Below are 19,052 nucleotides of genomic sequence, written 5' to 3' on the forward strand. Positions count from 1 at the left end.
CGGCCTCGTACAACGGGATGGCCCGACCGACATCACCCGCACTCTCGTAGGCACCGGCAAGGTTGTTGCGACTGGTCAGGGTGTCAGGGTGCATCTCACCCAAGACCTCCTCACGCTGAGCAAGAGTGACCTCGTACAACGGGATGGCCCGGCCGAGGTCGCCCGCACTCTCGTAGGCGTACGCGAGGTTGTTGCGACCGGTCAGGGTGTCGGGATGCATGTCACCCAAGACCTCCTCACGCTGAGCAAGAGTGGCCTCGTACAACGGGATGGCCCGACCGACATCACCCACACTCCCGTAGGCGTACGCAAGGTTGTTGCGGCTTGCAAGAGTGTGGGGATGCATGTCACCCAGGACCTGCTCGCTCTGGGCGAGAGTGGCCTCGTACAACGGGATGGCCCGACCGGCATCACCCGCACTCCCGTAGGCGTACGCAAGGTTGTTGCGGCTGGTCAGGGTGTCGGGGTGCATGTCACCCAAGACCTGCTCGCACTGGTCGAGGACGGCCGACAGAAAGGGGATCGCACGCGCCATCTGCCCGGCCCGTCGGGCGTGGCCAGCCGCCCGGTCGAAGAGTTCGAAGGTGGTGTCGGTGGCACTGGCCGGCGGGAGGTTGGCGGCGAGTGCGGTGACGTGGGGCATCAGTTCCTCCCACCGCCGTGTGGCGGTGGGCAGTGCCTCGTCGGGCAGAGGGAGGGCTGCCAGGAGAGCCTGCTCGGCGGCGGTTCTTCCTGAGGAGGAGTGCTCGATGCCTGCCGAGCCCGCTGTGCGCAGGACGACTTGGAGGAGGCGGTGCACGCTGATAGTGGGGCCGGACAGAGTGATCATGTTGTAGGCGTGCAGGACACCGAGCGCTTCGTCCACCGCATCGTCGGCCTCATCCGTTTCGGCGGCGAGGGACGTCAGGAGCGTGCGGGAGATGGTGTCCGGGGCGAGCCACGCCGCAGCGTCGAGGAGAGTCACGGCCAGGGGATCGCGTGCATGGATGGCGTCGATGGACTGGTTCCACACACGGGCCACGGTGCGCTCGGGGTCGATGCCCTCGGAGTGCTTGGACAGCATCCGTGGCAACGTCCTCCGGTAGGCGCCGATTTCCTTGCCGGTCTGATGGAGATAGGCACCGGCCTGTTCCAGGGCGAGCGGCAGATGACCGAGTTCCGCGGCAAGGGCTTCGGCCTCCTCCCTCTGTTCGGGAGTGGGTGTACGGCCGTTGCAGGCGAGGCGGCACAGGAGGTCCGCGGAGGCGACGGGGCCGAGGAGGTCCAACGGCAGGGTGGGACCGATGGTGTGCCAGCCGGTGGCCTTGCGGCTGGTCGCCAGATGGTGCCCGCCGGGCAGCGAACCGAGATAGGGACGCAGTTGTTCGGGGTGTTCGACGTTGTCGAAGACCAGGAGCCAGCCCGGATGCCACTGCAGCCAGGTCACCGCCCATGCCGTGCGCTCCTCGACCGTGGCGGTATGCGCCCAGTACGGGCAGAGGTGGCCGGCCAGCCCGGACAGTCCCGCCTCGATCCGCTCCGAGGTCTCGGCGTTGATCCACCACACCAGGGTGTAGGTGTCCCGGAACCGAACCGCGTAGTGCAGGGCCAAGGTGCTCTTGCCGATACCGCCCAGGCCGTGAACGGCGCCCGTCTGCGTCACCGCCGCATCACCCGCACCGGTCAGCTTGCCGCGCAGCAGGTCCAACGCGTCCTCACGGCCGACGAACACCCCCGAAGCCGATCCGGGCAGGTTGGCCGTACCGGGTGGCGCTTCCACCTCCCGTGCCCACTGCACCACTTGGGGTGGCAAGGAAACGAAGCGGGCATGGTCGCCCGAGACCGCGACCCCGATCGAGCGCGCGGCGAGCGACCTTTCACCGGACGCTTCGATTCCGCGCGGTTCGGGAACGGCACCGGGCACAGGCGCCGTCACAGCCGCAGAGTGGTGTTGTCGCCGGTGATCGCGGTGGTGATGTGCTGCGCCGCGATGGCCCGCTCACCTGACGCCGTCACCGAGACGGACCCCGGCGCTCCGGCAGGCAACAGCGCCGCCAACTCCGCCCGCAGTCCGTCGTCTTCACGCAGTGCGCGCTTGATCTGCTGGCGCAGGGCCGCCGCAGCGTCTGCGTCATCGGGCTCCTCGGCGGCGTCCCGCACGGCCGCCTCCAACGCGGCGCGCTCCGAGTTGCCCCGCCGACGCCACACCGCGTCCAGGACACGTCGGCCCACATTGGCCGTTGCATCGACTGCGGCATCCTCCGCCCGCACCAGAACCCCGGCACCGTAGGCACCCAACGCCGCCGTCAGATACGGCCCCGCCTGCTCCACCAAGGAAACGATCTCAGAATCCATGCCGGCACCCCCCGGTTCCACCACAACCTTGCGGGATCCAGTGTGGCCCACCGCGTCGTCCCCCGTTGTCGAAGACGGTGAATCCGCCGCCTCCCGGAACGCCGACGCCACCCGTCCCACGCCACGCGCAAGGGGCGCACCCGGTCTCCCGGATGCGCCCCTCACTCAGACAACGCGCAGGGTCGCGAAGCGTCAGCGGTCGAACTGCTCGCGAGTGTCGCGCGGCGCCTGCTGGGCCCTGTCACGGCCCTGCTGCGACGCCTTCGAGGCACGCTCGGACGCGTCCTGCGTCCGCTCACGACCCTCGGTGCGACCCTCGGGGCGACCCTCGGGGCGGCCGTCGTTGCGGGCCTCGTTGCGGCCCTCGTTACGGCCCTCGCCCTGCTTGCGCTTCGCCTGGTCGGCGAGCTCCTGCGCCTTGTCCTTGAACTGGTCAGCGATACCCATGCTGTTCACTCCTAGTGGGTGCGTGGGGAACGGCCTGTAACGGCCTCGACCAGAGTGACACGCCCGGACATTCAGCGCATTTCGATCACTTACTCTGCGTACGCACCGCGCGTGCTTGCTGGTCAGCGGCGCCTCCGGCGCCCACGAGCCCCTTGCCCACACTCTCCAGGCGCGCCCCGAACCGCCGCATCTCGCGCTGTCCGACGACCCCTATCACCGCGGGCAGGTATCCCCGCACGGACTGCATCCCGCGCAACCACCACTGCGCGTACACGTGCGGGGAACGCCGCTCGATCCCGGCCACGATCCGGTCGACGGCCGGGCCCAGCGGATACGTACGGTTCGTCGGCCAGGGCAGCCGCTGCCGCAGCTCCCGCATCACGTCGTCCTGGTCGGCGCCCCGCACCATGTCCGTGTCGGTCCAGGACAGGTAGCCGACCCCGACCTTTACTCCCCGGTAGCCGACCTCGGCCCGCAGGCTGTGCGCGAACGCCTCCACGCCCGACTTGGAGGCGCAGTACGCGGTCATCATCGGCGCGGGCGTCATCGCCGCGAGCGAGGCGATCTGGAGGAAGTAGCCGCGGCTCTCCATGAGCACCGGCAGGAACGCCCGCCCCGTCACCGCACCACCGATCAGATTGACCTCGATGACCCGGCGCCACGCCTCCGGATCCGAGTCGACGAACGGGCCCCCCGTCGCGACCCCGGCGTTGGCGACGACGATGTCGACCTTCCCGAACCGCTCCTTGACCTGTTCGGCGACGTGCGCCATCGCCTCGTGGTCGGTGACGTCCGCGAACCAGTGGTCACTCTCCCCGTGCAGCCGCTCCGAGACCTTCTTCAGCTCGTCCGGCTCCAGGCCGACCAGAGCGAGCTTCGCGCCGCGCGCCGAGAGTTTGCGCGCCAGCAGTTCGCCCACACCGCGCGCCGCGCCCGTGACGACGACGACCTGTCCTTCGAGACTCCGCCTGCCACTCATGCGACATCCTCCTTCTCGGCCGTACCGTCCGCACTACCCGCGCCGCCCGTACCGTCCACACTGCCCACACTGTGCGCGCCGCTCACACCGTTCCCCGGGAGGTACGCGGTGACGAGCTCCCGGATCCTCTCGGTGACCGCCTCCGGCGCCTCCACCGGTGTCATGTGACCCATGCCCGTCAGCTCGGTGAGGCCCAGGCAGTCGGGCAGTGCCGCCGCGATGGCGCGGGCGTGCAGGGGCGGCGTCAGCCGGTCCTCCGTACCCGCGATCACGGCCGTGGGCACCCGCAACTCCCTTACTCCCGCGTCGAGATCGAGATCCGCGAGGACGTGTCCCCAGGCCACCCGCGCCCCCCGCGGGCACGCGTGCACGATCCGGGCGCAGGTGTCGACCCGTTCAGGGGCCGAACCCGCGCCCATCGTGCCGTACTTGAGTATCCGCCTGGACACCGGCGTGACCGGCCCCAGCGGAGCCCGCGCCCCGAGGATCGCGCGGGTCATCCGGGTACGGACGGCCCCGGCCCGCAACGGCACCACCAGCGACTCGGAGATCAGCCGCGAACTTCCGGTACTGCACAGCAGTACGGCCGCCGCGTGCTCACGCAGCCCGGCCCGCCGCGCGGCGGCCATCATCGTCATTCCGCCCATCGAGTGCCCCGCGAGCACCGCCTTCTCCCCCGGTTCGAGGGTGGCGGCCAGCACCGCTTCGAGGTCGTCGGCGAGGGCGTCCGTGCTGTATCCCTCACGGCCGACCGCGGGCGAACCGCCGTGGCCCCGCTGGTCGTAGGCGACGACCCGGTGGTCCGCGGCAAGGTCCCGGATCTGGGCGGCCCAGAAGTGGGTGCTGCAGGTCCAGCCGTGCGACAGGACCACCGCGGGGGCACCGTCCGGCCCGTGCACCTCGACATGGATCCGGGCACCGTCGGCGGATATCGCGGTCAGTTCCCGCGCGGGGACGGGCGGGGCGTCGTCACGCCGCAGCGACCGGCTCATCCCGCGACCTCCTCGGCGACGGACTGCCCGGAGGCGGACCGCGCGGGCGCGGACTGCGCGGGCGCGGACTGCGCGGGAACGGACTGCACGGGAACGGTGGCCCGTTCCGGATCCGGCGCCCGGACGACCTCGTACTCCGCCAGGTCGACCGACCGCGTCACCTTGCGGAACTCGGAGGTGGTGCCCGGCCAGACCGTCGTGTTGCGCCCCTGGGCGTCCAGGTACCAGCTGGTGCAGCCGCCGGTGTTCCACACGGTGCGCTTCATCCGCTCCTGGACGCGGTGGTTCCACGACCCGACCGCCGAGGGGCGCGCGTCGAGTGCGACGCGTCCGCCCAGCACGTTCAACTGGCGCAGGTAGTCGGCCATGTAGTTCAGCTGGGACTCGATCATGAGGATCATCGAGGAGTTCCCCAGGCCCGTGTTGGGGCCGATGATCGTCATCCAGTTCGGGAAGCCCGCCGCGCTCGCACCGCGCAGCGCCTGCATGCCGTCCTTCCAGGACTCGGCGAGCGTGATCCCCTCCGCGCCCACCACGCGCTCGGCGATCGGCATGTCGGTCACGTGGAAGCCGGTACCGAAGACGATCGCGTCGACCTCGGCCTCCGTACCGTCGGACGCGACCACCGTGGAACCGCGCACCTCGGCCAGACCGGAGGCGACCACGTCCACATTGGGCTGGGCGAGCGCCGGGTAGTAGGCGCTGGAGAGCAGGATGCGCTTGCAGCCGATGCGGTACGAGGGGGTCAGCTTGGCCCGGAGCGCCGGGTCCTTGATGGACCGGGCCATGTTGGACTTGGCGATCCGCTCGACCACGCCCAGCTCGTTCGGGTGCTTGGTGAAGGCGCTGACCTGCAACTCCCGTATGCCCCAGAGCAGTCCACGGCGTGCGGCGCCGGTGAAGGGGAGGGTGCGGTGCAGCCAGCGTTCGGCGCCGCTGATCCTGCGGTCCATGCGCGGCATGACCCACGGCGGGGTGCGCTGGAAGAGCGTCAGCTTGGCGGCCTTCGGCTGGATCGAGGGCACGATCTGGATGGCGGAGGCGCCGGTGCCTATCATCGCGACGCGCTTGCCGGTCAGGTCGTAGTCGTGGTCCCAGCGGGCCGAGTGGAAGACCTTGCCGGGGAAGCTGTCGAGTCCGGGGATGTCCGGCGTCTTCGGGTCGGAGAGCGGACCGGTCGCGGAGACGACGACATCGGCGGCGATCGTGGCCCCGTTACCGGTCTCGATGACCCAGTGGAGCTGGTCGCGGTCCCAACTCATCTTCATCACTTCATGGTTGAGCCGGATGTGCCGGCGCAGCCCGAAGGTGTCCGCGACGTGCTCCAGGTAGGCACGGATGTGTTCCTGACCGGAGAAGGTGCGCGGCCACTCGGAGTTGGGGGCGAACGAGAACGAGTAGAGGTGCGACGGCACGTCGCAGGCGCAACCCGGGTAGCTGTTGTCACGCCAGGTGCCGCCGACGGAGTCGGCCCGTTCCAGGACGACGAAGTCCGTTATGCCTTCACGACGCAGCCGGACCGCGGCCCCGAGGCCCCCGAATCCGGATCCGATCACCGCCACTCGTACGTGCTCGTGCTGGGCCATGCTGCCGCCTCCCGCGGTACGTCACACGACTCTGCCAGCAATCACTGGCATTGTTGGGAGGGTAGAACAGCTCCGTACCGATGGGTAGGGGGCGGCAAGGGAAAGTTACCGGCGGTACAACATAGGGTGCGGGTGTGGCAGAGGGACGCGAGCACCGTGAATACCGGATGGAGGAGCTGGCCAAGGAGGCCGGCATCCCCGTACGGACCGTGCGCTTCTACCGGGAGCGCGGCCTGATCTCGCCACCCCGCCGCGAGGGCCGCATCGCCTGGTACGACGACCACCACCTGGCCCGGCTGCGCACCATCGCGGGCCTGCTGGAGCGCGGCCACACCCTCACCGGCATCGCCGATCTCGCCCGCACCTTCGAGAGCGGCCGCGATGTCGCCGAGGTGCTGGGCCTGGGCGAACCGACCGAGGAGACCCCGGTCCGCCTCACCCCGGAACAGCTCGCGGACTACTTCGAGGGCGAGGTCACCCCGGAGAATCTGGCCGCCGCCCTCAACCTGGGCTATCTGGCCACCGACGGCGACGAGATCGTCCACATCAGCCGGCGCCTCCTGGAGGTGTCGGCCCAGCTGGTGCGGGAAGGGGTGCCGCTCGCCACGGTGCTGTCGGCCGGCCGCCGGGTCCGCGAGCACGCGGACGCGCTCGCCGAACTCTTCGTCGGCGTCCTCGAAGCCCACAGCGACGCCCCGGAACCTCCGCAACTGCGCCCCCTGGCCCGCGCGGTGGTGGACGCCGAGCTCTCCATGGCCCTGGACCGGCGGCTGCGCCGCGGGAGCGCCGACGCCCCACCACCGCCCGAGCCGACGCCCTGACGGGGCCGCCCGCCTACGCCACCTCGTAGACCACCGTCACCGGAGCGTGGTCGCTCCACCGCTCGCCGTGCGTCGCGGCCCGCTCGACCCAGCCCTTCACCGCGCGCCCGGCCAGTCCGGGCGTCGCCACCTGGTAGTCGATCCGCCAGCCCGTGTCGTTGTCGAAGGCCCGCCCCCGGTAGGACCACCACGAGTACGGCCCCTCCTCCTCCGGATGCAGCGCGCGTACGACATCGACGTACGCGGCCTCGTCGAAGACCCGGGTCAGCCACGCCCGCTCCTCGGGGAGGAAGCCGGAGTTCTTCTTGTTGCCCCGCCAGTTCTTCAGGTCGGCCTCCTGGTGGGCGATGTTCCAGTCGCCGCACACCACGACCTCGCGGCCCTCGGCCGCCGCACGCTCCCTGAGGCCCTTCAGATAGGGGAGGAACGCGGCCATGAACCGCTCCTTCTCCGCCTGCTTCTCCGTGCCGACCTCACCGGACGGCAGATAGAGGCTCGCCACCGTGACACCGGGAAGATCGACCTCGATGTAGCGGCCACTCGCGTCGAACTCGTCGCTCCCGGTGTCCCCGAAGCCGCCGAACCCCGTCTGCACGCGCTCGGGGGCCCGCCGCGCATAGAGGGAAACACCGGCCCGCCCCTTGGCGGCGGCCGGAGCATGCACGGTGTGCCAGCCCTCGGGCTCGCGCACCTCCGCGGGCAGCTGCCCCGGCTCGGCCCGCACCTCCTGGAGGCAGATCACATCGGCTTCGGTGCGGGCCAGCCACTCGACAAAGCCTTTCTTGGCGGCAGCGCGGAGCCCGTTTACATTGACGGTCGTCACAGTGAGCATTCCGGCACGATACCGACACCAGCGACCCGCATACATGTACCATCGATCGCATGCTTATCCACCCTCGGCCCTTCGATCACGCCGATGCCGTCAAACTCAACGACCAGGTGCAGCTCGAATACGCGGCGCGGTACGGCGACGAGGGCGATGTCACACCGCTCGACCCCTCGATGTTCGAGCCGCCGAACGGTCTGTACCTCCTCGCCTACGATGCGCAGGGCCGCCCGGTCGCCACCGGCGGCTGGCGCTCGCAGGAACAGAACGACGAGGGCTACTCCGACGGCGACGCCGAGCTCAAGCGCATGTTCGTGATCCCCGAGGGCCGCGGCCAGGGGCTCGCCCGCCGCATCCTGGCCGCCCTGGAGGCAGACGCGCTGGCGGCGGGCCGGACCCGCATGGTGCTGGAGACCGGGGACAAGCAGCCCGAGGCGATCGCGCTGTACATATCCAGCGGGTACGCCCCGTGCCAGAAGTTCGGCCACTACCGCACGTACGAGAGCAGCCGCTGCTACGCGAAGCCGCTGCGGTGACACGCACCCGGACTCATCGGTCCGGGACCGCACTCCTTCCCGCTCAGCGCACCCGCGTTCCCGCTCAGCGCACCCGCGTTCCGGTTCAGCGCACCCGCGCGACTCCCACGTAGAAGCCACTGCGTTCCCGAACCGGTGCGGGCTCCTCCTGATACCACTCCGTGGCGAACACCAGCCCGGGATCGACCAGCTCCAGACCGTCGAAGAAGGGCTCGACCTCGCTCCGGGTACGCATCCGCAGCGGAATCGCCCCCTTCTTGTAGGCGGTCTCGGTCTCCTGCCGCAGCTCGGGATGCTGGTCGGCCGTGCCGTGCGAGAGCACCAGGAAGCTGCCCGTCGGCAGGGCCTCGACCAGCGTGCGCGTGACCCCGTACGGGTCCTGGTCATCGGGCAGGAAGTGCATCAGGGCGATCAGGGACAGCGCGACGGGCCTGCTGAAGTCCAGGCGCTCACGGGCGTGTTCGAGGATCGCCTGCGGTTGCCGTACGTCCGCGTGGATGTAGTCGGTACGCCCCTCCGGGCTGCTGACCAGCAGCGCTTCCGCGTGGCGCAGAACGATCGGGTCGTTGTCCGCGTAGACGATCCGGGCGGTCGGCGTGATGGCCTGGACGACCTGGTGCAGATTGGGTGCCGTGGGAATGCCGGTGCCGATGTCGAGGAACTGGTCGACACCGCGTTGGGCCAGCCACGCGGAGGCCCGGTGCATGAAGGCCCGGTTCCGCGCCGCGTTGCCCCGCGCCTCCTCCGGCAGCTTCTCCCCCACCTGCTGGTCGACGGGATAGTTGTCCTTGCCGCCGAGCAGCCAGTCGTAGACCCGCGCGGGGTGGGGCTTGCTGGTGTCGATCTGGAGCTTGGGTATTCCGGCCGTCACAGGACACTCCTCCGTACAGGGCCATCACGAGCAGCTGAGAACCCGGCCCGACGCGCAACCCCCGACAGAACGCGCCGAACGGGCGAGCACAGCCAGCGTAGTTGGCCCTGCCACCAACTTCACGCCACGCCCCCCGAAGAACAGCCGGGCTCATCCCCACCGGCTGTCGCCCACGCCTCGTCGAACACACCGCCCGCCCCGGAATCCACCGGGGAATCACCCAACGCGGGCCCCCGAACGGCGCCTTCACCCCCGGTCCAGAGGCGATGGCCCGTCAAGCGGCCCACGGATGGCTGATGCTCCGCCGCGGTCGCACCACCACTTCGCTGCCGATCGGAGTGAAGCCGCAGGCCAGGAAGGCACGCAGTGAGCGGGCGTTGCCCGGGGACACGGCGGCGAAGACCGGTTCGCCCTCGGGAACGAGGGAGAGGGCATCGGTGAGGAGGCCGCGCCCCTGGCCCCGGCTGCCGTTGCGGGGGGCGTGGAGTTCGATGCTCAGCTCGCGCCGTCCGGCAAGGCCGTCGGCCAGGGTGATGAGGCCCCGCTCGTCGCCGTAGACCCTGACGCCGGTGCGCAGCGCACGGGCGTGGACGACACGCGGGTGGCTGTCCGTCGCACCCGTCAGCTCGGCGAGGCGTGGGGTGCCCCCGGTGCCGCGGGTCGTGAGGGTGGCGTCGATGACACCGATCCACCCGTAGCGACCCGCGAGGTGGCGAAGGAAGTCGGGTGCCAGGGAGGCGCCGAAACCGTCGGGTTCCCGGGCGTGCACTTCGCTGTAGGCCAGAGCGGTGGCGATGACCGCGTGCCCGGTGAAGGCGACGGAGCACTCCAGTCCGCCCGGCAGTGGTGGCAGCACCGTCACGCCGCCGTCGCACGGCGGGAATCGGCCGTCGGACGCGTCGAGGAAGCGGGCCAGGAGCGGGTGCGGCTCAGTCATGCGTGGTCACCTGTGGGGTGGGAAGTCCAGCAGGGCGGTGGAGAAGTTGTTCGGGCAGCCTGAGGACTGTCCCGCGATCAACAGGCCCGCAGGCGTGTTTCGCCGGCGCGTGGACGACGGGCCGCCGTCCGGCTCCGGGTGAGCCGTCCGGTCCAGGACCACAGGGTGCGGCTCGGTCGGGTCCGTTCCCGGCAGCGGATGTACGCATGCTCAGGCTCCGCCGGCCCGGACGAGTCCGGCCTCGTAAGCCATGACGACGAGCTGGGCGCGGTCGCGGGCACCCAGTTTCGTCATCGCCCGGTTGGCGTGGGTCTTCACGGTGAGCGGGGCGACGAAGAGGCGTTCGGCGATCTCGTCGTTCGACAGGCCCATGGCAACCTGTGTCATCACCTCGCGTTCCCTCGGTGTCAGGGAGTCGAGGCGGTCCGATGCGGGGGCGCGGCTCGCGTGCGGCTGGGACAGGACCCGGGCGATGAGTTTCTGCGTGGCTGCCGGGGACAGCAGAGCTTCGCCGCCCGCCACCACGCGGATCGCGGCCAGCAGGTCGGGCGGGTCGACGCCCTTGCCGAGGAATCCGCTCGCGCCGGCGTGCAGCGCCTCGAAGACATATGCGTCGTCCTCGAAGGTGGTCAGGATCAGGACGCGCACCCCTGCGAGGTCCTCGTCCTCGCCGATGAGGCGGGTGGCGGCGATGCCGTCCGTCTCCGGCATGCGGATGTCCATGAGGATCAGGTCCGCGCGGTGGGTACGGGCCAGTTCGACGGCAGCCCGGCCGTTGGCGGCTTCGGCTACGACCTCCATGTCCGGCTCACTGTCGATGAGCAGCCGGAACGTGCCGCGCAGCAGCGCCTGGTCGTCGGCGAGCAGGATACGGATGGTCACGCGGCGTCCTTCGGTGGCTGCGGCAGGGGCAGTGTGGCGTGTACGCGGTATCCGCCGTGTGGTGCGGGTCCGGCAGTGAGGGTTCCGCCGAAGGCCGTGGCGCGCTCTCTCATGCCGATGAGCCCGTGGCCGGTGCCGGCACCCTGCTTCGCGGTACCGCGGCCGTTGTCGGCCACTGTGATCTCCAGTGTGCGTTCGCCATAGGCAAGAGTGACCTCGGTGAGAGAGGCCCTGGCGTGCTTGTGGGCGTTGGTGAGCGCTTCCTGGATGATGCGATAGGCGGCCAGATCCGTCGAGGGGGCGAGTTGCCGGGGCTTGCCGCTCCGGGCCAGCCGGATGCTCTGTCCTGCCTGCCGAAATCCGTCCACGAGGCTGTCCAGGCCGTCCAGGCCAGGGGTCGGGGCGAGGGAAAGAGGCGTGTCGTCGTCCGAATACCGCAGCAGTCCGACCGTGGCACGGAGCTCGTCCAAGGCCGAACGGCTGGTCTCCTTGATGGCGCCCAGCGCCTGGTATGCCTTCTCCGCGTCGGTGCGTACGAGGTGCTGGGCGACGCCCGCCTGGGCGTTCACCAAGGTGATGTGATGGGCGACGACATCGTGCAGTTCACGGGCGATGCGCACGCGTTCCTCGGTGACCCGGCGACGCGCCTCCGCCTCGCGGGTCTCCTCGGCGTGCACAGCCCGCGCTTCGATCGACGCCAGCCGTTCGCGGCGCACCCGCACGACGACACCGAGGCCGGTGGCCAGCATCAGCAGGTCGAACCAGAGGAGCATGTCGCCGCTGATCGCCGCCGGGCGGGCGAGCACCGTCCCGGCAGCGGAGAGGGCCGCCGCGGCGATGGCTCCCGAGATCCATGCGGTGCGCCCGGGGCGCAGCAGTCCCACGGTGTAGAGGGCGACGATGGCCGGCAGGGCGACCATGGCGCTGTTGTGTCCCACCGTCACCTGGGTGATCTGCACGGCGACGACCGCGGCCACCACATGGACCGGCCACCGGTAGCGCAGCAGCAGCGGGAAGCAGCTGAGGGCCACCCAGGCCACGCCCGCCGTGCTCGGCTGGTGCCAGTGACCGCCGGCGAAGGCGGTCGCGGGTACCGCCGCGAGCGTGATCACCAGCGGCGGTATCGCATCCCTGACCCCGGTGTGGGCTCCCAGCCACCCGCGCCGGCGGTTCTCCATGTCCTGCACTCCTTCACCGTACGTACTGAGGGCCGGGCCACGACCTCACGTCGCCGCCCGGCCCGGCTGCGCCGGTCCCCGGCGCGAGGGTCACAGCCGCACGGGTTCGGTGCCCGCCCGGTCGCCGGGCACGCGGGGCGCGGGCGGGGCGACGGTCTGACGGGCCAGGCCCTCGCCCTCGACGTCGACCTTGGGCAGGAGGCGTCCCAGCCACTTCGGCATCCACCACGCATACCGGCCGAGCAGCGCGAGGACGGCCGGTACGAAGGCCATGCGCACGACGAACGCGTCGAACAGGACGGCGACGGCGAGCCCGAAACCGATCATCTTGATCATGGATTCGCCGGCGCCGACGAATCCGGAGAACACGGCCATCATGATGAGCGCGGCGGCCACCACCACGCGGGCACTGTGGCGGAACCCGGACTCGACCGCCTGCCGGGGCTGCTCCCCGTGAACGTGCGCTTCCCGCATCCGTGAGACCAGGAACACTTCGTAGTCCATGGCGAGTCCGAAGACGATGCCGACCAGGAAGATCGGCATCATGCTCATGATCGGGCCGGTCTGCTGCACGCCCAGGAGGCCGGCGAGCCAGCCCCACTGGAAGACCGCGACGACCGCGCCGAGGGAGGCCAGCACCGACAGGAGGAAGCCGGCCGCCGCCTTGAGGGGGACGAGGACCGAGCGGAAGACGATCATCAGGAGCAGGATGGCCAGGCCGACCACGATGGCAAGGTAGGGGATCAGCGCGTCCTGGACCTTCTGGGCGACGTCGATGTTCATCGCGGTGGTGCCGGTGACCTTGAAGGTCGCGCCGGTCGACTTCTCGGTGGCGGAACGTTCCGTCCTGATGGTCTTGACGAGATCCTTGGTCTGTTCGGCGGTGGGGCCGGTCGAGGGCGTCGCGGAGAACATGGCCGTGTCACCCGCGTCGTTGAACCGGGCCGGGGTGACGGAGACGATCCCGTCGGTGTCCTTGATCTCCTGGCTGATCGTGGAGACGGCCGCCTTCGCGTCGTCGGCTCCCCGGGCGTCCACGACGATGGTCAGAGGTCCGTTGAAACCGGGGCCGAAGGCTGCCGCAAGGTCGTCGTAAGCGCGGCGCTCGGTGGTGGAAGTCGGCTGGGCCTCCGCGCCGGGCATGCCCAGTTGCAGATCCTTGGCCGGGATCGCGATCGCACCGAGCGCTGCGACGGAGGCGAGGAGGATCAGCAGCGGGCGGCGCAGTACGAAGCGGGCCCAGCGGCTGCCGCCGTTGTCGCTGCCGCCGTGATCGCCGATGCCGTTGTCCCTGCCGCCCTCTGTCGCCCGGCGGCCCTTGCGGGAACGGCGGGAGAGGACCGCGTTCGGCCAGAAGCCCAGAAGCGCGGGGACGAGGGTCAGCGCGATGAGCACGCTGACGACGATGGCACCTGCGGCGGCCAGGCCCATCTTGGTCAGCATCGGAATGCCGACCACCGAGAGCCCCGCCAGGGCGATCACGACGGTCATGCCCGCAAAGACCACGGCGGACCCGGCGGTGCCGGCGGCAAGGGCCGCCGCTTCCTGTGGCACGTGCCCCTTGGCGCGCTCCTCGCGGTAGCGGGACACGATGAACATCGCGTAGTCGATGCCGCAGGCCAGGCCCAGCATGCTGGCGAGGGTGCCGGTGGTGGCGGACAGGCCCAGCGCGCTGCCCAGGGCCATGACTGCGGCCGTGCTCACGCCGACGCCGAGGACCGCCGTCAGCAGCGGGAGCCCGGCGGCGGCGAGCGAACCGAAGGTGATCAGCAGGACGACGGCAGCGAGGACGATACCGATCACCTCGGACGACCCACCGGCCTCGACCTGCGCCGACAGAACGTCTCCGCCCGCCTCGACGCTCAGGCCCGCGTCCCGGGCGTCATCGACCGCATCCTCAAGAGCGGTCCTACTGGCGTCGCTCAGGTCGGAAGAAGCCACCTTGTAGGTCACGGTCGCGTACGCGGTCGACCCGTCATCGCTCACCGTGCCTGCGGCAAAGGGGCTCACCGCCCCGGAAACCTGCGGGGAGCTGTGGGCCGCCTCATCGACGAACGCCGTGATCGCCGCCTTGTTCGCGGCGGCGGTGACGTTCTGCCCGTCAGGGGCCACGAACACAATGCGGGCGCTCGCCCCGTCGGCCGCCGTGCCGGGGTAGCGCTGCTGGATCAGATCGAACGCCTGCTGGGCCTCGATGCCGGACATGCCGTTGGAGTCGTCGGGCGCGGCGGGCGCCATCACGGCGCCCACACCGACGGCTGCCAGTACCGCCGCCCACGCCAGGGCGAAACGCCACCGCCGCCGGAAGGCCAGCCGGGCCAGTCGATAGAGGAAAGTAGCCACGGGGAAATGTCTCCAGGGTCGGCGTCGAGGGATTCCGGTCTCCTCGACCCTCCCCGACCACCCGCCTCACGTCGTTGCCCCAGCGCAGACATCCGTATCTACTACGACCGCATCCGCGTCTACTGCGACCGCAGCAGAAGAACGGTCCGGCGGCGGCCGGCGCACCGCCTCGCCGAACAGCCGGTTCGGCGGCACGTCAGCGCCCAGTGCCCCTCAGGAGTGCCGGTGATACGCCTTGTTGGAGATGCGCCAGCCGTCGTCGACGCGGACCAGCAGGAAGATGTCCGTGAAGGTGTCCGCGCCGTGCGAGAGCGTCATGGTCGCGGTCGCGACGGTGCCGTGGACGTCGACGGTGTCGATGCGTCGGGAGCGGGCCGGTTCGTCCGGGGCCGGCCGGCCGTGGAAGAGGGCGCAGTACTCGTCCAGGGGCCACGAGACGAATGCGCCGTCCCGGATTCCCTCGATGTGGGCGGTGGGCAGGAACGCGTCACGGAAGTGGGTGGGGTCGCCCGTGGCGTGTCCGCGGATGTAGGCGCGGAGCGGTTCGAGCACGGCGTCCTCCACAGCGGGGACCGTGGCGGCAACGGCGATGTCGGCCTCAGGGCCGGCGGGGGTGTCGGCCAGGTCGGCCGCGCTGCGCAGGGGGGTGTTCGACGCGGCGGCCAGCAGAGCCATGTCCTTGGCCAGCGCACCGGTCGTGAACTCGGCCGTGGCAGCGGCCGACTGGCCGGCGAGGAAGGTGCGTTTGCGGGCCACGAGCCCGCCGAGCTGACCGAGTTCGAGGATGTCCAGCACCAAAGCCCGGGGCAGGCCGAGGGCGTCGGCCTGCCGCAGGGAGTCACGCAGCGCGAGGACGGCTCCGGCGAGGCTGCTGTTGGCGATCAGCTTGAGCGCGGCGGCGGTGGCAGCGTCGTCGACGCGCCGCACGGTGCCCAGCGCCTCCAGCACCGGTCGGACCCGATCGAGCGCTTCCTGGTCGGCGGCGGCAAGAATCCGCAGGGCACCGGCGGCGGCGGTCGGCACAGAGCCGAGTACGGGCGCGTGGACGTAGGACGGGCCGAGTCGCCGGGCCAGCTCCGACGCCTCGGCGGGGGCGATGGTGCTGGTGTTCAGCACGATCGTGTCCGCTCGCAGCGTGTCCCGGACGCCGTCGAGGACCTGCCGGCAGGCCGGGCCGTCGAACAGTGCCAGGAGCACGACGTCGGCCTTCGCCACGGCGTCGTTCGGGTCACCGGTCGTCTCGACGGCGCCTGATGTGCGCCCTGAACGTGTCCAGCCGACGACGTCCCAGTCCTGGTCGGCGAGTCGTGTCGCGATCGCGCCGCCCATGCGCCCCAGGCCGAGGACGGCGATCGTGTGCGGTGTGGTCATGTGCGCCAGAGTGGTGCACCGTGAGGGCTGCGACAAGCGCAGGTTTCGCAGGACAGCCCTGCGGTACGCGCATACCGGCCGGTCATACTGGCGCCATGGACCTGACGGTGTGGCGAACCTTCGTGACCGTGTGCCGACTCGGGTCGCTGTCGGCGGCGGCTGCCGAGCTCCATCACACGCAGTCGGCCGTCTCCCGGCAGATCGCGGGGCTGGAGCGGCAGATCGGCGTGCCCCTGATGGAGCGCCATGCGCGCGGTGTGCGTCCGACGCCCGCCGGCGAGGTGTTCCGACACCATGCCCTGGCCACGCTCAACGAGGCCGACCGCGCCGTTCGCGCCGCACGGGACGTTCGTGACGGAACGTCCGGCCGGCCGCTGGCGGTCGGTGCGACACCCTCTCTGGCCGCGGGGATCGTCCCCCAGGCGATCCGGGGCGTGCTGAGGCAAGCGCATCCCGGCTCCATCCGGTGGAGCCTGCTGCCCGGCCTGAGCGAACAGCTGCACCACCGCGTGACCACCGGCGATCTCGACATCGCCGTCGTCACCGACGCACCGCCGGGGCTCCCCCACGACCCGCGGATCGACCGACGGTTCCTCGGGCTGGACGCCATGGTCGTCGTACTGCCCGTCGACCATCCGCAGGCCGGGCGCGGCCCGGTGCACGTGCGGACGCTGGCCGACCAGACCTGGGTCGAGGACAACGACGGCTCGGCGGCACTCCTGCGCCGGCACGCCGCCCGCGCCGGAGTCAGCGCCCGCATCGACCTCACGGCGGCCGATCTGCCCGGCAAGCTGGCCCTCGTCGCGACCGGGCACGCCATCGCACTGATACCCGGGGTGCTGACGTGCGCGCTGCGGGGCGACGTGACCACCGTGGGCCTCGTCGATCCTCCGACTCGCGGTATCTACGCGATCACACCACGCCGCGACCCCCACCCCGCGGCAGCGCCCCTCCTCGACCAACTCGCCACGGCCTTCGCCCCAGTCCGGCCGCCCGAGACGGATACCCGCGCCGCCGTATCGCCGCTTCACGACGGCATCGCGGAAACGCCCCACGCCCAACCGAGTTCGCCGCATCGCCACACGCACCCCGCGCCCAGGACTCCCGCACAGCCCGGAGACGCAGAGGTCCCGCCCGACCAGAGCGATCGGACGGAATCTCCTGAACCATCCACGAGTTGACTCGCGAACGGCACCGCGGTCGGCTGTTCACGGGTACGGCCGAGGCGCACTGCCTCACCTTGGTGCGAGGTCTGTCGGCTGCTGATCCGAGAAGGCCGGCGTCCGCCGGATGCGTCTGCACGACACCCGGCACCCGTGCGGTTCGCTCCTCGCAGCCCTGGAGGTACACCCCCGGGTCGCCCTGCAGATCCTTCGGCACAGCAAGATCGCCGTGAACCATGGAGGTCTGCACGCACGTTCCCTCTGAGGCGACGCGGAAGGCGCTGCGGAAGCTCGGCAAGCACCTGGGTCAGCAAGATCCGAAGCAGTCGCTGTACTTCGCTGCTGTACGACAACTCAAAGCCCCCACCGGGTGAACCCGGTGGGGGCTTTGATGTGCGGTGGACCTGTGGGGATTTGAACCCCAGACCCCCTCGATGCGAACGAGGTGCGCTACCAGACTGCGCCACAGGCCCTTGCAACGAGTGAAACTCTAGCACCCCGGCGGGGGTGCTCGGAAATTCGGTCCGTGCTGGTCAGCAGAGTCACTGCCGCAGCGGGGACCGGACGCCTCACTCGTTGGCGGCGCGGGGGCGGTCCCCGTCCTCGTACTGGTCGAAGAGCGGGGTCCGGCCGCGCTCGCGAGAGCGGCGGGACTGGCTGGTGCGCTGACGCGGTGCCGGGTCCACGGAGGGCGGCACGGGGTGCGAGGTGCCCGTCTGGGTGGGCTCGGCGGTGCTGGAACGGGCCGCGCTCCAGGTCTCCGGATCGCCGACCTCGACGCCGCCCGTGGCGCGCGGGGCGACCGGCGCGGTGACGTAGGTCGGCAGAGGGACCGGAACCGGCTCCCAGCTGTCACCCCGGACCCGGCCGCGCTCGCGCTGCTGGTCGACCCATTCCGCGTGGTCCGTCTGCTCGACCAGAGCGCGGCGGCCGGCCTCCTGCGGGGAGACCGCCGGGACGGGCTCGGGCTCCGGACGGCGCGCTTCGGGCTCCTCGTCGGCCTCGGCGGGGGCCGCCGCGGCCGGCTGGTGCCTGCGGGGGCGGTTCTCGCGCAGATGCTGCGCCGCCACCTCGGCCCGGCGCCGGTCCATGGTGAAGGCGAACCGGCGTCGCTCCTGGGTGCGCAGATGCACGATGTACGTGCTCAGCAGTACCGCCGGAACCCCGGGCGCCCACAGGAACCCGAGGCCGCCGACCGCCGCGACGATCGCGCCGAGGGTGAAGCCGAGGAAGAGGACGACGGTGGTACGCCGACGGCGCGCGAGGACCTGGAGGCGCTGGGCCCGCCGGACACGCTCGGCGTCCTGTCCGTCGGCGCGCGGGCGCACGCGCCGCGCGGGGCCGGATTCGGGGCGCTCCCGGTCGACGCGCTCACGGTCGGCGCGCCCGGACGGGCGGACCGGATCGTGCACCCGGGCTTCCGTATGCGCCTCGGGCGCGGCGAAGGCCCGGACGTCCACGGAATCCGTTCGGTCCGTGACGACGTCCGGGTCGGCGTCGGGCGCCGCCTCCTCGGCGGTGCGTTCCCGCAGCTCCTTGGCGTAACGACGCTCCATGGCCGCCCGTCCGGACAGCAGCCGGATGGCGGTGCTGAAGCGTTCCGTCGGACGCGCTTCGTTGAGTTCGTCCTGCCTGCGGAGCCACATCGGCACCAGGTAGGCGGCCCAGGCCCCGACGATGACTGCGTAGATGAGGCCGCTGCTGCTCACGTCTCACACCGTAGAGGGGTTTGCGCGGAGGCATCCGCCAATTGGCCCGGTGTGTCGCACGATCCGGCTGATATCAA

At 70.8% G+C, this 19,052-nt stretch carries 16 protein-coding genes, 1 tRNA gene and 1 pseudogene; 3 read left to right on the forward strand and 15 right to left on the reverse strand.

Features of this window, described 5'->3' with window-relative positions; genetic code table 11:
• From ACFVUT_RS17220 to ACFVUT_RS17245, 6 genes are all read right to left on the reverse strand, one after another.
• Positions 1 to 1,915: tetratricopeptide repeat protein (locus tag ACFVUT_RS17220; protein WP_389670979.1), on the reverse strand; the 1,915-nt coding region annotated here is incomplete at its 3' end.
• A complete protein-coding gene (locus tag ACFVUT_RS17225) occupies positions 1,912 to 2,334 on the reverse strand; it encodes a hypothetical protein (protein WP_389648755.1) in 423 nt (140 codons plus the stop codon). The genes ACFVUT_RS17220 and ACFVUT_RS17225, both read right to left, overlap by 4 nt.
• Positions 2,335 to 2,526: 192 nt before the next feature.
• A complete protein-coding gene (locus ACFVUT_RS17230; protein WP_389648752.1) occupies positions 2,527 to 2,781 on the reverse strand; it encodes a hypothetical protein in 255 nt (84 codons plus the stop codon).
• A gap of 85 nt (positions 2,782 to 2,866) precedes the next feature.
• Positions 2,867 to 3,760 carry an SDR family oxidoreductase gene (locus tag ACFVUT_RS17235; RefSeq protein WP_389648749.1) on the reverse strand — a complete coding sequence of 298 codons (894 nt, stop codon included), beginning with the start codon at positions 3,758 to 3,760 and terminating at the stop codon, positions 2,867 to 2,869.
• Complete coding sequence (locus tag ACFVUT_RS17240) at positions 3,757 to 4,752, reverse strand: alpha/beta fold hydrolase (RefSeq protein ID WP_389648747.1); 996 nt, start codon at positions 4,750 to 4,752, stop codon at positions 3,757 to 3,759. The genes ACFVUT_RS17235 and ACFVUT_RS17240 overlap by 4 nt, the downstream gene beginning before the upstream one ends.
• Entirely contained in the window at positions 4,749 to 6,338 is a 1,590-nt protein-coding gene (locus tag ACFVUT_RS17245) for a flavin-containing monooxygenase (RefSeq protein ID WP_389648744.1), read from the reverse strand. Before ACFVUT_RS17245 ends, ACFVUT_RS17240 begins: the two co-directional genes overlap by 4 nt.
• Before the next feature lie 167 nt (positions 6,339 to 6,505).
• On the opposite strand from ACFVUT_RS17245, the gene ACFVUT_RS17250 reads away from it, so the two are divergent.
• Positions 6,506 to 7,159, forward strand: a complete 654-nt coding sequence (locus ACFVUT_RS17250; RefSeq protein WP_389649277.1) for a MerR family transcriptional regulator — start codon at positions 6,506 to 6,508, stop codon at positions 7,157 to 7,159.
• 13 nt (positions 7,160 to 7,172) lie between these two features.
• On the opposite strand, the gene ACFVUT_RS17255 is transcribed toward ACFVUT_RS17250, so the two are convergent.
• Positions 7,173 to 7,991, reverse strand: coding sequence for an exodeoxyribonuclease III (locus tag ACFVUT_RS17255; protein WP_389648742.1), 819 nt, complete (start codon positions 7,989 to 7,991; stop codon positions 7,173 to 7,175).
• Between the two features lie 50 nt (positions 7,992 to 8,041).
• Between ACFVUT_RS17255 and ACFVUT_RS17260 the strand changes: the two genes are divergently transcribed.
• Positions 8,042 to 8,521 carry a GNAT family N-acetyltransferase gene (locus ACFVUT_RS17260; RefSeq protein WP_389648739.1) on the forward strand — a complete coding sequence of 160 codons (480 nt, stop codon included), beginning with the start codon at positions 8,042 to 8,044 and terminating at the stop codon, positions 8,519 to 8,521.
• An 85-nt stretch (positions 8,522 to 8,606) separates the two neighbouring features.
• Here ACFVUT_RS17260 and ACFVUT_RS17265 read toward each other — a convergent pair whose 3' ends face one another.
• From ACFVUT_RS17265 to ACFVUT_RS17290, 6 genes are all read right to left on the reverse strand, one after another.
• Positions 8,607 to 9,392 (reverse strand): SAM-dependent methyltransferase, encoded by a 786-nt coding sequence (locus ACFVUT_RS17265; RefSeq protein WP_389648736.1) that lies wholly within the window; start codon positions 9,390 to 9,392, stop codon positions 8,607 to 8,609.
• 274 nt (positions 9,393 to 9,666) lie between these two features.
• On the reverse strand, positions 9,667 to 10,329 hold the full coding sequence (locus ACFVUT_RS17270; protein ID WP_389648734.1) for a hypothetical protein: 663 nt from the start codon (positions 10,327 to 10,329) through the stop codon (positions 9,667 to 9,669).
• A 210-nt stretch (positions 10,330 to 10,539) separates the two neighbouring features.
• A complete protein-coding gene (locus ACFVUT_RS17275; protein ID WP_389648731.1) occupies positions 10,540 to 11,211 on the reverse strand; it encodes a response regulator in 672 nt (223 codons plus the stop codon).
• On the reverse strand, positions 11,208 to 12,389 hold the full coding sequence (locus ACFVUT_RS17280; RefSeq protein ID WP_389648728.1) for a sensor histidine kinase: 1,182 nt from the start codon (positions 12,387 to 12,389) through the stop codon (positions 11,208 to 11,210). Before ACFVUT_RS17280 ends, ACFVUT_RS17275 begins: the two co-directional genes overlap by 4 nt.
• A gap of 90 nt (positions 12,390 to 12,479) precedes the next feature.
• The gene (locus ACFVUT_RS17285; protein ID WP_389648725.1) at positions 12,480 to 14,732 is read right to left on the reverse strand and encodes an MMPL family transporter; all 2,253 of its coding nucleotides are present in this window, start codon (positions 14,730 to 14,732) and stop codon (positions 12,480 to 12,482) included.
• Positions 14,733 to 14,945: 213 nt separating this feature from the next.
• Positions 14,946 to 16,112, reverse strand: coding sequence for a nuclear transport factor 2 family protein (locus ACFVUT_RS17290; RefSeq protein WP_389649274.1), 1,167 nt, complete (start codon positions 16,110 to 16,112; stop codon positions 14,946 to 14,948).
• Positions 16,113 to 16,198: 86 nt separating this feature from the next.
• On the opposite strand from ACFVUT_RS17290, the pseudogene ACFVUT_RS17295 reads away from it, so the two are divergent.
• Positions 16,199 to 17,092 (forward strand): annotated as a pseudogene (locus tag ACFVUT_RS17295) (LysR family transcriptional regulator); the annotation flags it as partial.
• Between the two features lie 573 nt (positions 17,093 to 17,665).
• Here ACFVUT_RS17295 and ACFVUT_RS17300 read toward each other — a convergent pair.
• Together ACFVUT_RS17300 and glpR are read right to left on the reverse strand one after the other, a co-directional pair.
• Positions 17,666 to 17,739 (reverse strand) — tRNA-Ala (locus ACFVUT_RS17300).
• Positions 17,740 to 17,835: 96 nt separating this feature from the next.
• Positions 17,836 to 18,975 (reverse strand): gephyrin-like molybdotransferase receptor GlpR, encoded by a 1,140-nt coding sequence (gene glpR, locus ACFVUT_RS17305; RefSeq protein ID WP_389648722.1) that lies wholly within the window; start codon positions 18,973 to 18,975, stop codon positions 17,836 to 17,838.
• Positions 18,976 to 19,052: the final 77 nt, after the last annotated feature.

The organism is Streptomyces sp. NPDC058051 (genome assembly GCF_042885475.1).
GTDB lineage: Bacteria > Actinomycetota > Actinomycetes > Streptomycetales > Streptomycetaceae > Streptomyces.

Bases quoted from the DNA above. Each gene is read 5' to 3' on its own strand.
- ACFVUT_RS17225 (WP_389648755.1), bottom strand. From the start codon at position 2,334: ATGGATTCTGAGATCGTTTCCTTGGTGGAGCAGGCGGGGCCGTATCTG.
- ACFVUT_RS17230 (WP_389648752.1), bottom strand. From the start codon at position 2,781: ATGGGTATCGCTGACCAGTTCAAGGACAAGGCGCAGGAGCTCGCCGAC.
- ACFVUT_RS17235 (WP_389648749.1), bottom strand. From the start codon at position 3,760: ATGAGTGGCAGGCGGAGTCTCGAAGGACAGGTCGTCGTCGTCACGGGC.
- ACFVUT_RS17240 (WP_389648747.1), bottom strand. From the start codon at position 4,752: ATGAGCCGGTCGCTGCGGCGTGACGACGCCCCGCCCGTCCCCGCGCGG.
- ACFVUT_RS17245 (WP_389648744.1), bottom strand. From the start codon at position 6,338: ATGGCCCAGCACGAGCACGTACGAGTGGCGGTGATCGGATCCGGATTC.
- ACFVUT_RS17250 (WP_389649277.1), top strand. From the start codon at position 6,506: ATGGAGGAGCTGGCCAAGGAGGCCGGCATCCCCGTACGGACCGTGCGC.
- ACFVUT_RS17255 (WP_389648742.1), bottom strand. From the start codon at position 7,991: ATGCTCACTGTGACGACCGTCAATGTAAACGGGCTCCGCGCTGCCGCC.
- ACFVUT_RS17260 (WP_389648739.1), top strand. From the start codon at position 8,042: ATGCTTATCCACCCTCGGCCCTTCGATCACGCCGATGCCGTCAAACTC.
- ACFVUT_RS17270 (WP_389648734.1), bottom strand. From the start codon at position 10,329: ATGACTGAGCCGCACCCGCTCCTGGCCCGCTTCCTCGACGCGTCCGAC.
- ACFVUT_RS17280 (WP_389648728.1), bottom strand. From the start codon at position 12,389: ATGGAGAACCGCCGGCGCGGGTGGCTGGGAGCCCACACCGGGGTCAGG.